The organism is Adhaeribacter radiodurans (assembly GCF_014075995.1).
Classification (GTDB): domain Bacteria; phylum Bacteroidota; class Bacteroidia; order Cytophagales; family Hymenobacteraceae; genus Adhaeribacter; species Adhaeribacter radiodurans.
In genome coordinates, this window is sequence record NZ_CP055153.1 from 5,003,501 (window position 1) to 5,017,061 (window position 13,561).

A 13,561-nucleotide genomic window follows, 5' to 3' on the forward strand; every position below is an offset into this window, starting at 1 on the left:
TATAGGTAATAAAAATTACAGCGAACCTTTGTTTAGGCTATTTATAAATAATTAAGAATTCGATTGGAGATTATATAACTCTTTTCTTGCCTCTGGATTTAAAACTACACCAACCAGATTGATGTTTTTAGCTTCTTCATGACCAAGGTCTTTTCTAATCTCTCGCAAAAATTCATCACTAGCAGTAATTATTTCAAGCACGTTTGTATTACCTGCTATTATATTATCATAAGTTAAATACTTTTTAATCAGTCTTTCACTCCCCCAATTAATTAAGCCCTTTTTAAAGTTCATTAATTCATTCAAGGTTTCTTGAGAAAAATCCTCCTGACCCACCCTTGAATTGTGAAATGAATCAAATAATGCATTATAAAAGTGACTATAAACTTTTTGCTTTTCTTTTAGTATTAAAAATTCAAACTCACGCTCTTTGGTTTTCTTATGATTAATATTTACAGCAAGCACAGATGTAACAGCAGCGGATATAGCTGCTGTAATACCAAAAACTGACACTTTAGTTTCTGGCTTATCCACGAAAAAAACAGCCCAAGTTAAATATCCTATAATTAGACAACCAAGAAAAGCCATCCAGAAAATCATCAACCAATCTTTTTTCATTTCACTTTAACTTAAATTCATCAATTTATTACCTCATATCTAAGTGAAAAAAATTTAGGATAAATTAGTATTATTCCAATAAAAATTGCACTAACATAGTTAAATATATAAAATTTTATACCTATTGTAGAAATTTTTCGTATATTTGTATGTGACTTGCTTGGAGCCCGTGCTCTTTGCCAGGCCACGAAAAGCCCTCGGTTTGTAACCGGGGCATTTTTTTTTATTTGCGCACTATTCCTAATTGATCGATATTACTTGCTTGTTTTAATAAAATAGGTTCAAGTGTATTAAATACTCGATCTAACCCATACTTCTTTAAACTTCCTTTCGGGAATTCTTTTCTATATAAGCAATGAGCAATAAAGTCAGCAGCTTGTATTATATGTGAATGAGACGAATCTCTATAAAATATATCTTCAATTATATTATCAATAACTGGATTGTGATATCTCTGAAAATGTGAGGTGACAGGATTATAAACTCTCATTTTTCTAAGCAATGCTCTTAAAATAGCTTCTCCGGAATCATCACTTATTATTATTCCTTTGCTGTTATCCGTTTTTTTTAAAAAGGTATCATATCTTTGAATTAACCTAGACCAAGCTAAAACTTGAAAATCTTTGCATTGTGGAAGTTCTAGTTTCTTCAAACAGATATTAATTATCTTGCCTTTTGAAAATATTATCGGCATTTCACTAACAAAGGAATTTATCAAAGCCATACGCAGGTATTTAGGTATTGCTTTATATTCTTCTATTTTCTGAATGCGAATAAGTTCAGAGCAATGTAACTCAACCCTGGGTTGTAAACCTATAGAGTCTCTTAAAGACTTTCTATATTTAACTAATCTTTCTAAGCAATCCTTCCAATCATTTACATGAATTATGATCCCACTTAATATATAATGTTGAGAATTACCACCTGTAAAGACTCCAGCATCCCCGCTTTCATCAACATACATTAAATACATAAATCTATCTAATACCTGTTATTAATATATTTTCTGATCGCCATGAAAGCACTATTTCATTTATCATTATAGAATTCTACCCAGACTGCCCATATAGCCACACCTAAAACAGCAACTGAATATAAAACTGTTGCAATTGTTTTGGCCTTAATCCACCACGCAATGTATCTTTCCTTTTTATGTTTTTCGATATAGCCACCTTCAGCTAAGAAATATTTACCGTCAAACGTTAAATAAACAGTTGTATTTCCAGATGTGTGAATTTGGCGCCCAACATACCCGTCCTTTATCAATCTTTCTAAAATGGGCAGCAACTCTCCTTCTTCAAAAATTAACCCTTCATGAGCGGTTGATAAATCATTTATATTAACTGTTGAACGAGGATATTTATTTATTAAAGTAAGCACATTGTCTAATTCCTGATGAGGATTCCTAAACATTAGTAAATATAGTATTTATTAAATATGTTATCATGTAAATATAAATTAAATTAATGAACATACTATCTCTCTAAAAGGTAGTTCTTCGGAAAAAACAAAACATTTAATAAAGAAGCCCGACACTATATCGGGCTTTTGCTTTTTATTTACTTTCTATTTTAAACCCTAAGGACTGTAGGTTGCCGGTTAATAACTAGAAAAAACAAGAAGGGCCTACATCTATCTTATTAAATTGGGGGTAATATCAAAATCCCACTCTGTAACCGGAGAATCCCATGTTCCTAAAGCTAGGATATTAAAACCCATTTCTTGGAGTTTTTGCTGAATATTATTAAGTTGGTCCGCTTCTAAGGCTTCAAAATGGCCCTGAGCAACTATAAAGACACAAATAGGACTTTCCTCTTCCCAGGTAATTCGTAGTTCATACTCTTCTGCATCGTAACGAAAAGCAGTGCCTGGTTCATCTCCATAATCAAGTACCTTCCAATCCTCTGGATTAACTTTAAAATCTGAAGGAAGCACTATTCCTACTAGCTCAATTAATTCCTCCCTGGTAATAGTGGATATAAGTCTCATATGTTTTATTTTTTAGTTTTCTGATACTGCCAAAGTACGAATACAAAATTATTTTTACTAATATTTTTAGTTATTTTGATTTATTTACTAACTATACACAAAATAACTAAGTATAATAGCATTATGACAAAGCAACAAGAAGAGAGTTTTGAAAGAGTAATTGATATGCTGCACTCCTGCGAGGGGTTGATGCAACAACTACACGAAGACATTGAATCCCTTAAGCAAAAACCTCACATGGTCGGTCGGTTTGATATGAATAATGATACTTACCACCAGTTTAACGCGGCCTGGAACCAGTGTTGCGGCAACATGGCTAGGGCAGCTAATAACCTACACTTTCTCAGAAGAGATTTTGAACCGGAGACTAAGCATCTTGCTCACTGGATGGAAGTATTGAAAAATAATCCTTTAATAAAGTAAATGTTTACACGAAAGGGTAAAAGCATGGATATACAGCCTAACTACAAAATAGTGCTGCGCAGAGAAAACAGCGAAAAGGACTTAATGATTATAGATCACCTCACCGAAGCAGAAGCCAATAAGGTGTTTAAAAACTTACAATATCCTACCATTCATGGTGGCTATGTAAAAGTATACTTCTTTAAAGATATGATTACCAGAAAAAGCGAGATTAAATAAGATCCTTATTTAGGATTAGGAAAGTCAACAATACCAGGTAGTGGCTTTGCTTTCATCTCCTGGGCTTCATAGGGCGTTAGAAGGGCTAATAACTGCTCCTTTGATAAGCTATTATCCAACCAGAGTTTTTCCGTTTCCCGGGTTAATATTACCGGCATTCGTTCCGGATGAATAGGTTTTACTAACTCGTTGGCAGTTGTGGTAATAATGGTGAATGAAGATACTATTTCTCCCGTTTTCTGATCTATCCACTCATCCCATAAACCAGCCATGGCAAAGAGCTCGTCCGATTTTAAATTGATAAAATATATTTGCTTTTCCTTCTTGGTTTTCGGATTAGGTAATCGTTGACCAAACATGTCCGTCTCTTCTGGAGTCACATCCTTCCATTCATAAAAGCCACTAGCGGGCACTAAGCAGCGCTTTGTAGTAATAAGGCTCCGGAAGGAAGGCTTCTCAGTGAGTTCTTCTGCTTTCGCATTAAATGTGCTGTATTTAATTTTACGTTCTTTGGACCAATGCGGCAAAAGCGTCCACTGCATAAAGGTGAGGTTCTTTGGATCTTTGTTAGTTATCACCGGTAACACATTCCCTGGAGAGGCATTATAATTGGGCTTATACTTCTTATCTATTTGCAAGTCAAACCGCTCTTCCAATACATTAATATCTTTAGTTTCTGAGTAACGTCCGCACATATACTTAAAGTCAAGAAAAGCCAACACTTAGACTAACTATTTTACAGAGTAACTTACAGGATACTGCCCAAATGATTGAATAACCTTGTTTATATCCTGAAAGATAATGTTTTGTACGTTGCTTTTGGCTGTAGCGTACTCCCAATCATAAAAATCTGTTGCTTTTGTTCCAGCTAAAGCACTTGATTTTAATTGCCATTTCATCCTAATTACTACTAGTCCACTATCTGTCACTGATGAATTAACAATGTATGCATAGTTTAAGCGGCTTGTATCTTTAGATCCTGTAGAAATAGTAAAGGAACTAGTATCGCTTTTATCAATACTGTAGCCATTAGCAGCTAAATGTATACCCCAGGCGGTAAAAGCTTCCGAAGCTGGTAGCCCCGTATTAACCGTAATTGTATTATCCTTTTTGGTTTGCGCAAAAGCATGCAAAGAGAGAAAGAAAACAAATAGTAAGGTATAAATTCTTGTCATAGATTGGTAAGATAATTAATTTTTAAATTCTGAAATATCCACAAGATTTAAGTATGGCTCTAATTGGGCTAAGCTTTTGAATCCTCTTACAGTTTGTATTTCGTTATCTGCTACATGGTACCAGATCTCAGCAAAGAACTTACCCATGTGATAAAGGCAAACAGTGTAATCCCCGCTGATCCGATCCGCTACAAACTGCCCATGCTCCCAAACCATAGCCTTACGTTGGTCGCTGTTACATTTTATAAAATCATACAATTGCATGCTAAGCAGACAAACTTACTGCCGGATAGATTCAATCACCTGGGCAATAGCTTGTAATAGGCCTACTTCTACATTAAAATTCTTTAACTCTGATTCATCCACCAGGGCCCGGTACTCCTGGCTTTCATCTGGTTCAAACAAAATACGTTGTCCATTTACGTTTACCTCTAGCTTGTGGGTGTAGCCGGTTTGTACAATTCGGACAGGAAAAGTATATTCTTCGCCTTTATAGGTTACTGGTAACTCTAGGTTATCTTCCATAGACAGAATTTAGCTAATAATGCACAATGTGTAAGATAATCTGCTTCATTTATCCCATTATGGATTTAATCCTTTCGTCTAATTTAAAGTTAGAATCTTTGGGAATGTTAACAATAGCGTAGCCACCAAAAACCACTTCCCAATAACCACCAAGTTCCATAATTTCATCACCAATCATTCTTAATTTAGATTGATCAGTATTAGAATTTAACAGGAATCTACTTGTATAAAAGTCTGATTCTTTCCTAATAGCTTTTAATACATATGAATTATCCGGCTCTTGTTTCTCTACGACTTGGATAATTGTTCCATAGGTTAAACTTTCTTCCCAGAGGTGATTACTCCTTAATTCAAATTCAATATCAGAAAGCTGTAGAGCATCCAGAGTACAACTCCAGCCATCCTCAGGATTATATAATTTGATGTTAATTTCTCCCATAACAAGAATTGCATAATTATTATTAATACGTTTCGCCTTTGTAGGTTACAGTTAATTCTAAGTTATCATCCATGGAAACTGGAGTAATTAATCTCCTACTTAAGATATTGTTTTTGAAAAGTAGAATTGAATAATAAGGATATATTACAAAAGTTAATAGTATGAGTCAGACCTTACGCGACTAAAGTACTCCTCATCTTGCTCATAAACATTATATATACTAAAAAATATATTGTCTTTAAGAAGATATGAATAAATTATTTGGTAATAAGCAATATTAAATGAATCATAAAATTCAAGAACAACCTCTATATTGTCCTGGTAGAGCATATCAAACAAATTTATTTCAATTGTTTCATTTGTTTTGACAATATCAACCAAATTCATAATACTTTGAACATATTTCCGAGGTGGAATTTGATAAGACTTTGAAATTTGATAAATTCTTGCACTTATATTAATAGCATCTTGTCCAATATTTTGAAACTTTAAAATTATATCTTCTTGGTTATAAAGATGTGAACTAGAATTCAGGACTCTAAATCTTGGTTTTTTTTCGATAACATCTTTCTGCATTTGCCATCTATTGACTTTGATTTGTTCTTTTAGAGCCTTGTAAGTGAGTATTATACCAGCGGCACTAACAATAGAAGCTATGGCCTGTATCCAATCTGTAATAGCGCTTTGTTGTGCATCTTTAATAAGCATTAAGATTTCATCAGCAGCGTAAAAAACTAAGCCGGTTAATCCTATACAACCCAACAAAATGAATGCTTCTGTGAGGTGGTCAATAAAATCATCTTTCCTCATTACCAAGACTTTATCAAAGATTTAATAGTGTCGAAAGTGCAAGAAGTGCAAGGGTGTTTTACTTCTTTCCGTAAACCCTATCCGCTACGTCATCAATTAATTGCTAGCGAATTGCGGGATATGCCCTTAAGCTTGGTTTATAATAACTTATTCTTCTGCCCTTACCTTTCTCCCTCCGGAACTTAATATATCCTTCTCCGCAGCAATATTTAAGATAGCCGTTATTTGTTTCACCTATAATTTTTAGTACCTCCTGACGAGAAACCCACAAGTGCGAATCTAATTGCTCTGGATCTGTTATCATATAAGTAAGGTTTAAGCCTTACCAATATAATAAATTATATTATTTGATATTACGATATTAAATAGTATAAACGGGCTGCAAAGGTAGTTGTTTTAAGGCTAATGAGGGTCATTCGGATATCCTCTTTAGCCGGTCTTGTTTAATCTCAGGTTTGATATGAAGTTTATCAATGTAAGCTTCCAGGCTGGGTAGGTAGTAATCTACTTTTTTACCCGTTTTGCGGTATTCAATCAAGCCTTGGTTACGTTTAGAAATTAAGGTAGCATTATCTTTGATATTCAAGAACTCCAAAGCTTCTTTTGGCTTTAACCAGTTCTTATAGTTAGGCCTTAACTTTAGAAGTGATATCTCTTGTCTTAAATTGTTAACCTCGTTTTGTAAGGCCACAAATTCTTCTCTAGAGGGCACATCTGGCATGATTAAATAATTTGGTGATTCAAACTTTAATAAGGTAAGCTTCCCTTCGAGAGCTAACGCGATTGATATTTTATATAAACTAGATATCTACATTCTGATAATTACGTTTAATGTAAGAAATCAACTCCGCTAGCTCTATTCTATACTCTCCTCCAAAAGCGAACATTCTAAGGTGTCTGTGGTCAGTTGTTGCTAACTTTCCATATTTCCTTACTGTTCTTTCATCCACACTTAACAGATCAGCTACTTGTTCCACCGTTAAAGCAAATTTATCAGGTAACTGAATCGTTATCATAAAATAAAACTACTCAATTTTTATATTATTGTTCCTTAACAGATCCAAGTAAGTATTAGATTTAGCTCGTTCTAATTCTAATAGCTTCCAACAATTAGCCGCTTCTAGGCTATTCTGAGGCATTGATTCAACTTTTAGCATCTCCCCTACTCCGCAGGCTAACCAATTACCGTCTAGTTCAGGAAAGGCGTTTAAAAGCTTGATAAATCCCTCTAATGTAGGTAAAGCCTTATCATTCTCGACGTATGAGATTTGCCCTTTGTTTGTCCCTATAATTCTGCCAAGCTCCTCCCCACTTAACTTTTTTGCCTTTCTATAATGTTTTAACCTCTTTCCAAAGGTGGTTAGTTCTTCCATAAATAACTAATCAAAAATAAGTACGTTATTTTATAACTTTTATTTGCATAGTTCGTTATTAAACTATATATTTGTTCTATTAATACGAACTTATACAAATATAGTTCTTTTTATCAAAACTAAAAGTTACAATTTAAAAATAATTACCATGGAAAGCTTAATCGTATCTCCAAGTAAATTACCCAGTTTAGCAAGGGGTATTTTCCTAGAACGAAATGACAACTTCAATGAACAGGATCCTGAGGCTGAATATATTATCAAGCATCGAGGTGATAGTATGCTTCCTTTCATAGGTCCTGGTGATCATCTGAAGGTTAGAATGCAAAAGCCGGATAGTTGGATTCAGTTCGGGTGTTCTTATTTGATTTTCACCTCACAATTGGCCTTTGTTGCCAGAATTTACAAAGGTTCTACTCCTGATAAGTGGCTATTAAAAAGAGATAATAGTGAACACTATAACGATCAAGAAATTGATAAAAGCCTAGTCAAAGGGTTATTTATAATCACTCAAATTCTTAAGACCATTTGCTAAGCAAAACTAGCAAGTAAATACATATCCATCATTCTAATGATTATTCATTTTAATTAAACTTAAAACCTACATCCATGAAAACCACAACAGTAAACCCAGCACAAGATTCATTGCGAGAAGAATTACGTAAAATTGCATTAGAAGCATTTGAGAATGATGCTATTGATGCAATTAGCCTGAAAGCCGCTTTAAAGCTTAGTTACCGGGAAGATGCGCTACAGCCTCAAACCATGCTTAGAAATAACATTTCGGAGGTGGAATTTCACTTAAACCGCATGAAAGAAAAAATCCAAAAGGCAGAAGAAATTAAATCTCAACCAGGCGCGGAACTTAATGATAAATTTATATTTAATCATTTGGATGAGCCCTTTGATGTTAGACCTATACTTGGGTTAATAGACATGTTCGGGATAGAAAGTCTGATAAGTACTTTGGATTCTGTTATGCATTCTTATATATTTTACACTCCATCGGAAGACTTTGGCAAAAGTACAAAAAGCGACTTTTCTACTTTGCGAGAGGTGCGAAACGCTTTTATGCGAGCTACCAACAAGATTGAAATGGAAAGTTGGCTTCAAAGCCGTACTGATGAACAAAAGGAAGCAGCTAAATTAGAATTCAATCATCGTTACTTTAGAAAGGCCAGTTAATCCAATGCAAATTATCGCCGAAGATGAGAACCGGATCACATACCTAGATAGTGTGGAAGGCTGGCCGGTTCGCTTTTACAAAGACAAGGAATCAAACCAACTGTACGTTAACTCCTACGATATGGCCCGGGTATTGGGATATGAGAACGCCCGCGAGCTACTTAGTTCTGACGATACTTTAGACCAAATCCTACAGCATCAGAAAGAACATCCGGAAGAACCCTTTTTTATGAAATAATATGTCAGTAAGCGTTGTAAGCACTTACCCTAAAGTAAGTACTTCAAGATGGATGCGATTGAAAGAAGATAATGCGAGGAAAGGTAAGGATTAAGAGCAGTTGTGTGCAAATCGTGTGCAAATAATAATTTAACTTGTAAAATACTATACATATCAAGCTGATTTACAATTGTTTACAATAACAATTAAATTATTATTCTTATGTAGTAGTGGCGTCGGAATACTTCCAATCTGCCAGGTTAAAAGTTTTGGCGCTGGTGTTATAAATTTCAAAGTACTCGCTTTCTGGTAAACCTACGGCTGGCGAGTAATCGGCCAAAATTTCGGTAATACGTACGTCGCCGGGCAGCGCTATTACAGGCCGCAAATACGTAAAAGCACGATTCTCTGGCCCCGTTTGTGCATTTGCATATAAATCGCGGACGTTATTTACAGTTAAAGTATTGGTGCCATTGATAAATTCATCGGCAAAAGTAAGATGCACCAAACTTGTATTGCTGACATCTTGAGTAACGGTAAGCGGATGTACATTGGCAGGGCCGATTGTATAATTATTAGTTGTTTCTGCTGAAGTTCGTTCTACAGCTTCGCTGAAAGTTACGTCTACTGTCTGAGAACCCGTTCGATTGATAGTTAACAAAGAAGGAGCTTTAGTATCGCGGATACGGATATCGTCGAAGAAAAACTTTTTAGCATTTGCCGAAGAGTACTTTACTAAAATCCCGAAAAAAGCTGCTTTTTTGTAGGTGTTATCGGTAGTAGTGCCTTGCAAGGTATAATTCGAACCCTTACCCGAAAAGTCAGCGGCCAATTGCCATTCGCCTGCTACATTGCGGTTTACTTTTACTCTTACGGTGTTTAAGGTACTACTAGCAACTGTTTTATCTACTCCATTAATAATATTTACCGGCGTTTTACCCGCATCTTTCCTAAATAGACTCACTTCATCGGCGGTACCGCCAATACGCACAAAATATCCACTGTTTTTACCAAGTAAATTAGTAGAATCTGATAATAAATAAACATCGGCGTAATTGCTGGCAGAGGTAGCAAAGTTAAGCTGTAACCAAAATTCCCAGGATACATCTACGGCCGACTGCGAAGCGGTAGTGAGTTGTAATTGCGTACCCGTTACTGCTGGCCCATTGCTTTGTAGCTGATGTGCCGGGTTTACTATAAAAGATTCGACCTTGCCTTGCCATACCGGATTTTGGGAAAAATTTCCGTCTGTAAAATCCTCCTGCAACTGCGCAAAGCTGATAAATCTGTAAAATAATAAAAAGAAAAGTAAAATTTTTCGCATTAAAAGCAGTTAGTCTTGAAAAATATATTTTATTTGCGCCTCGTTTTGAAAATAGTTTTAATTATAACCAGCTGTTATTTAAGTTAAAACCGGTTTTCAGCAACGTATAGCTAACATTTTTTATTTTTTTTAATTCAATTAAACCCATGAAAGTAGCAGTAGTAGGTGCCACCGGCCTGGTAGGCGGTGAAATCCTGAAAGTTTTGGAGGAACGTAACTTCCCCGTTGATGAAGTATTATTAGTTGCTTCCGAAAAATCAATCGGCACCAAGAAAACTTTTAAGGGTAAGGAACTGACTGTTATTGGTGTAAAAGAAGCCATTGCTGCTAAACCCGAGATTGCTATTTTTTCGGCGGGTGGTAGTACTTCTTTAGCTGAGGCTCCCAATTTTGCGGCGGCCGGTATTACGGTTATTGATAATTCCTCGGCCTGGCGGATGGACCCGACCAAAAAACTGGTAGTACCCGAAATTAACGCTCAGGAATTAACCAAAGATGACAAAATAATTGCGAACCCTAATTGCTCTACTATTCAAATGGTAGTAGCTTTAAATGAGTTACATAAAAGTTTTAAAATTAAGCGAATTGTGGTTTCTACGTACCAGTCGGTAACTGGTACCGGAAAAAAAGCCGTAGATCAGCTTATGAATGAGCGCGCCGGGAAAGAAGGCGATATGGCTTACCCGTATAAAATTGATTTAAACGTGATCCCGCATATTGATGTGTTTACGGAAAATGGCTATACCAAAGAAGAAATGAAGATGGTAAAAGAAACCAAAAAAATCTTCGGTGACGATAGCGTAAAAGTAACCGCTACAACTGTGCGCATTCCGGTAATGGGCGGTCACTCCGAATCGGTGAACGTAGAATTTGAGAAAGATTTTACTTTAGACGAAGTGTATGCTATTCTGGAAAAAACGCCTGGTGTAGTAGTAGTTGACGATGTTAAAAACTTAAAATACCCTATGCCGCAAGATGCGCACCAGAAAGATGAAGTATTTGTGGGACGTATCCGGTTAGATGAAACCCAGGAACGTACTTTAAATATGTGGATTGTAGCAGATAATTTACGTAAAGGCGCGGCTACCAATGCCGTACAGATTGCGGAGTATTTGCTCACCCACGACTTGGTATAATAGTAGCTTTTCACAAACAAATAAAAGCCTCAACCGAAACGTTGGGGCTTTATTTTTTCTGAATCGCGGATTTTAAGGATCTCTCGGATTATTCTGATTCTATTTTGCCATAAAAAAGCTGAAGTTTAAAAGGAACTGAACTAAAGAATAAGATTTAGCTCGTTTTGAAACTCCTTGCCTAAGAAAAGTAATGATTGGGAGAGATGGATTTTTTCGCAGATTCCTTGCTGTTAAAATAATCTGTAAGATTAGTGAAAACTTGCGATTTCGGCTAAAGTATACCTTCGGCAAAACTGCGCAACGCATTGCGGGTTTCTACTGGTTTTTCAAACATACCTTGGTGAGCCGTTTTTGCTAAGAAAACAACAGTAGAATGGGCCGGTAAATAACATTGCGCGAGTGTTTGTTCTAAGGTTACGGCCTGATCATCTTTACCAGCTATAAATAGTACCGGATATCGGGCATCTTTCAGAACTTTAGTTCTTTTTTTCCGGTCGCGCATGCCTTTAATAGCTCCTATTACAGCTTCCGGAAGTGTTTCTTTGCCAATGGCGGTAAGCATTTTTATCTCCTTTGCGAAGTATTTTCGATTTACCGGTGAAAACAAAGGTGCGGTAAAAGCATCCATAAAAACAGATAAGCCATTTTTTTTAATAAATTTTATAGTTTTAGTACGAGTAGCTTTTTTTTCTTTGGAGTCGGGTAAGGCACTGGAATGAAAAAGACACAAACCATTAACCATATTGTTGTGTTTCTCGGCAAAGGCCAAAGCCACGTAACCACCCATGGAATGCCCTACCAACAAGCATTTTTTAATTTCCAGATTCTTTAAAACTTTATGCACGTACGCCGCCGCTTCTTCCATAGAATAACTCAGTCGGGGAGCGGTATTTTTACCAAAGCCAGGTAAATCAATGGCGATAACCCGATACGATTCGCGGAAAGGCTGAACAAAGGTTTCCCAAACTTCTTTACTTTCGCAAAAGCCATGTAAAAATACAAGTACTTTATCCGAACCGCCAGAGTCGGAAACAGTTTGTAGATCTATTTCTTTCATCTTTTTTAATTTAACCATGAAAAAACCCGTAAGCGATTCTTCTTACGGGTTTTCCTGAATTAATGCTGAAATATTTACTATATCCAAAGGGATAAATTTGTATCTCAGCTTATATGTTTACTCTTTTGGTTGATTACTTAAGCGAAATTTTTCTAACGTTTGTATCATTAATCTTGAAGTATTTCACTACTTCGCTGTAGTTGTTCAGATCAATGGGGTATTTGTTAAGGTCCGCTTTTGTTATTGGTTCACCAGTTGTACGACCTGCTCTGCTCGGAATAATAACAAACCGATATGTATTATTATTGGTAATAGCAGTATAATCTTTACCAGCTTCGGCCAAATCAAATTGAGCAGTCAGAGTTAAAATTAAAGCAACATTAGAGTAAGCATAGCTATAAGTAAAAGGCTGTCCGTTTGAATAAAAAAACGTCTGCGGCAGAGGGCTCCAGAAAGGAATAGTACCATTAGCAGCAGTTCCAACTAAATAATAAACTAATACTACATCTGTTGGGCCCACTTCAATTTCATTAGCTTCGTACTCAATACCAACCTGGAAATTACCATCCGCATCTGGAGTGAAATTTATATCACCTGCATCAAATACCCGAGCCGAGTCGGCAGAAGCACCAGGAGGGCCTTGCGGACCAATTGCACCAGTAGGGCCAGCGGGACCAGCTGGACCTGGAGCACCATCTTCACCATCTTCACCTTTGCAGGACGCCAGGCAGACTAATATCGTGAAAGTCAGAATTAATTGTAAGAATTTTTTCATGTGCATAAGTATAAGATAAGTTGATTGTTGCTTAATAATAAAAAATTAAAATGAAAAAATTCAAGTTGCTGTAATAAAAATATTTAAGGCTATTTTGGCGGGATGTATTAAGCAAGATTACACCAGATTTACTTAAGTTGAAATTACAAAGGAAAGAACAAGCTGGCTTAAGAAAACTATAGAAAAAGAGTCGGACTAATTATTGGAAGTAATAGTTGCCAATAATTAGTCCGACTCTTTTTCTACTTAATTTAAATGAGGATTCGTTTTAGGTAAATAAACAATCAGCAATTTAACGC

21 protein-coding genes are annotated in these 13,561 nt (G+C 35.9%); 6 read left to right on the plus strand and 15 right to left on the minus strand.

Annotated elements, in window-relative coordinates; translation table 11 throughout:
- Positions 1-51 precede the first annotated feature (51 nt).
- The 4 genes from HUW48_RS19865 to HUW48_RS19880 all read right to left on the minus strand — a co-directional run bounded on the left by HUW48_RS19865 (position 52) and on the right by HUW48_RS19880 (position 2,607).
- Complete coding sequence (locus tag HUW48_RS19865; RefSeq protein WP_182412601.1) at positions 52-618, minus strand: hypothetical protein; 567 nt, start codon at positions 616-618, stop codon at positions 52-54.
- Positions 619-841: 223 nt separating this feature from the next.
- Entirely contained in the window at positions 842-1,591 is a 750-nt protein-coding gene (locus HUW48_RS19870) for a DUF3800 domain-containing protein (RefSeq protein WP_182412602.1), read from the minus strand.
- A 56-nt stretch (positions 1,592-1,647) separates the two neighbouring features.
- Entirely contained in the window at positions 1,648-2,031 is a 384-nt protein-coding gene (locus HUW48_RS19875; protein WP_182412603.1) for a hypothetical protein, read from the minus strand.
- Positions 2,032-2,250: 219 nt separating this feature from the next.
- Positions 2,251-2,607: a hypothetical protein gene (locus tag HUW48_RS19880; RefSeq protein ID WP_182412604.1), complete on the minus strand. Its 357-nt coding sequence runs from the start codon at positions 2,605-2,607 to the stop codon at positions 2,251-2,253.
- Positions 2,608-2,730: 123 nt separating this feature from the next.
- On the opposite strand from HUW48_RS19880, the gene HUW48_RS19885 reads away from it, so the two are divergent.
- Together HUW48_RS19885 and HUW48_RS19890 are read left to right on the plus strand one after the other, a co-directional pair.
- Complete coding sequence (locus HUW48_RS19885; protein ID WP_182412605.1) at positions 2,731-3,030, plus strand: hypothetical protein; 300 nt, start codon at positions 2,731-2,733, stop codon at positions 3,028-3,030.
- 24 nt (positions 3,031-3,054) lie between these two features.
- On the plus strand, positions 3,055-3,249 hold the full coding sequence (locus HUW48_RS19890; protein ID WP_182412606.1) for a hypothetical protein: 195 nt from the start codon (positions 3,055-3,057) through the stop codon (positions 3,247-3,249).
- 5 nt (positions 3,250-3,254) lie between these two features.
- Here the strand turns inward: HUW48_RS19890 and HUW48_RS19895 are convergent, their stop codons facing one another.
- The 8 genes from HUW48_RS19895 to HUW48_RS19930 form a co-directional block, all read right to left on the minus strand.
- Positions 3,255-3,944: an SOS response-associated peptidase gene (locus HUW48_RS19895; protein ID WP_182412607.1), complete on the minus strand. Its 690-nt coding sequence runs from the start codon at positions 3,942-3,944 to the stop codon at positions 3,255-3,257.
- A 36-nt stretch (positions 3,945-3,980) separates the two neighbouring features.
- Entirely contained in the window at positions 3,981-4,424 is a 444-nt protein-coding gene (locus tag HUW48_RS19900) for a hypothetical protein (protein ID WP_182412608.1), read from the minus strand.
- A 279-nt stretch (positions 4,425-4,703) separates the two neighbouring features.
- Positions 4,704-4,949 (minus strand): hypothetical protein, encoded by a 246-nt coding sequence (locus tag HUW48_RS19905; protein ID WP_182412609.1) that lies wholly within the window; start codon positions 4,947-4,949, stop codon positions 4,704-4,706.
- 49 nt (positions 4,950-4,998) lie between these two features.
- Positions 4,999-5,388 carry a DUF4265 domain-containing protein gene (locus HUW48_RS19910; protein ID WP_182412610.1) on the minus strand — a complete coding sequence of 130 codons (390 nt, stop codon included), beginning with the start codon at positions 5,386-5,388 and terminating at the stop codon, positions 4,999-5,001.
- Positions 5,389-5,541: 153 nt separating this feature from the next.
- Complete coding sequence (locus HUW48_RS19915) at positions 5,542-6,198, minus strand: hypothetical protein (RefSeq protein ID WP_182412611.1); 657 nt, start codon at positions 6,196-6,198, stop codon at positions 5,542-5,544.
- A 412-nt stretch (positions 6,199-6,610) separates the two neighbouring features.
- Positions 6,611-6,919, minus strand: a complete 309-nt coding sequence (locus HUW48_RS19920; RefSeq protein WP_182412612.1) for a hypothetical protein — start codon at positions 6,917-6,919, stop codon at positions 6,611-6,613.
- Positions 6,920-6,998: 79 nt separating this feature from the next.
- A complete protein-coding gene (locus tag HUW48_RS27625) occupies positions 6,999-7,214 on the minus strand; it encodes a helix-turn-helix domain-containing protein (RefSeq protein WP_182412613.1) in 216 nt (71 codons plus the stop codon).
- Positions 7,215-7,223: 9 nt separating this feature from the next.
- Positions 7,224-7,571, minus strand: coding sequence for a helix-turn-helix domain-containing protein (locus tag HUW48_RS19930; RefSeq protein ID WP_182412614.1), 348 nt, complete (start codon positions 7,569-7,571; stop codon positions 7,224-7,226).
- A gap of 148 nt (positions 7,572-7,719) precedes the next feature.
- Between HUW48_RS19930 and HUW48_RS19935 the strand changes: the two genes are divergently transcribed.
- From HUW48_RS19935 to HUW48_RS19945, 3 genes are all read left to right on the plus strand, one after another.
- On the plus strand, positions 7,720-8,103 hold the full coding sequence (locus tag HUW48_RS19935; RefSeq protein ID WP_182412615.1) for a S24 family peptidase: 384 nt from the start codon (positions 7,720-7,722) through the stop codon (positions 8,101-8,103).
- 74 nt (positions 8,104-8,177) lie between these two features.
- Positions 8,178-8,753, plus strand: coding sequence for a hypothetical protein (locus tag HUW48_RS19940; protein ID WP_182412616.1), 576 nt, complete (start codon positions 8,178-8,180; stop codon positions 8,751-8,753).
- Positions 8,754-8,757: 4 nt separating this feature from the next.
- Positions 8,758-8,991, plus strand: a complete 234-nt coding sequence (locus HUW48_RS19945; RefSeq protein WP_182412617.1) for a hypothetical protein — start codon at positions 8,758-8,760, stop codon at positions 8,989-8,991.
- A gap of 199 nt (positions 8,992-9,190) precedes the next feature.
- Here the strand turns inward: HUW48_RS19945 and HUW48_RS19950 are convergent, their stop codons facing one another.
- Positions 9,191-10,294, minus strand: coding sequence for a hypothetical protein (locus HUW48_RS19950; RefSeq protein WP_182412618.1), 1,104 nt, complete (start codon positions 10,292-10,294; stop codon positions 9,191-9,193).
- Between the two features lie 146 nt (positions 10,295-10,440).
- Here HUW48_RS19950 and HUW48_RS19955 point away from each other — a divergent pair, with 146 nt between their 5' ends.
- Positions 10,441-11,430, plus strand: coding sequence for an aspartate-semialdehyde dehydrogenase (locus tag HUW48_RS19955; RefSeq protein WP_182412619.1), 990 nt, complete (start codon positions 10,441-10,443; stop codon positions 11,428-11,430).
- A 271-nt stretch (positions 11,431-11,701) separates the two neighbouring features.
- On the opposite strand, the gene HUW48_RS19960 is transcribed toward HUW48_RS19955, so the two are convergent.
- Together HUW48_RS19960 and HUW48_RS19965 are read right to left on the minus strand one after the other, a co-directional pair.
- Positions 11,702-12,487, minus strand: coding sequence for an alpha/beta fold hydrolase (locus HUW48_RS19960; RefSeq protein ID WP_182412620.1), 786 nt, complete (start codon positions 12,485-12,487; stop codon positions 11,702-11,704).
- Between the two features lie 133 nt (positions 12,488-12,620).
- Positions 12,621-13,262 carry a hypothetical protein gene (locus HUW48_RS19965; RefSeq protein ID WP_182412621.1) on the minus strand — a complete coding sequence of 214 codons (642 nt, stop codon included), beginning with the start codon at positions 13,260-13,262 and terminating at the stop codon, positions 12,621-12,623.
- Positions 13,263-13,561 lie beyond the last annotated feature (299 nt).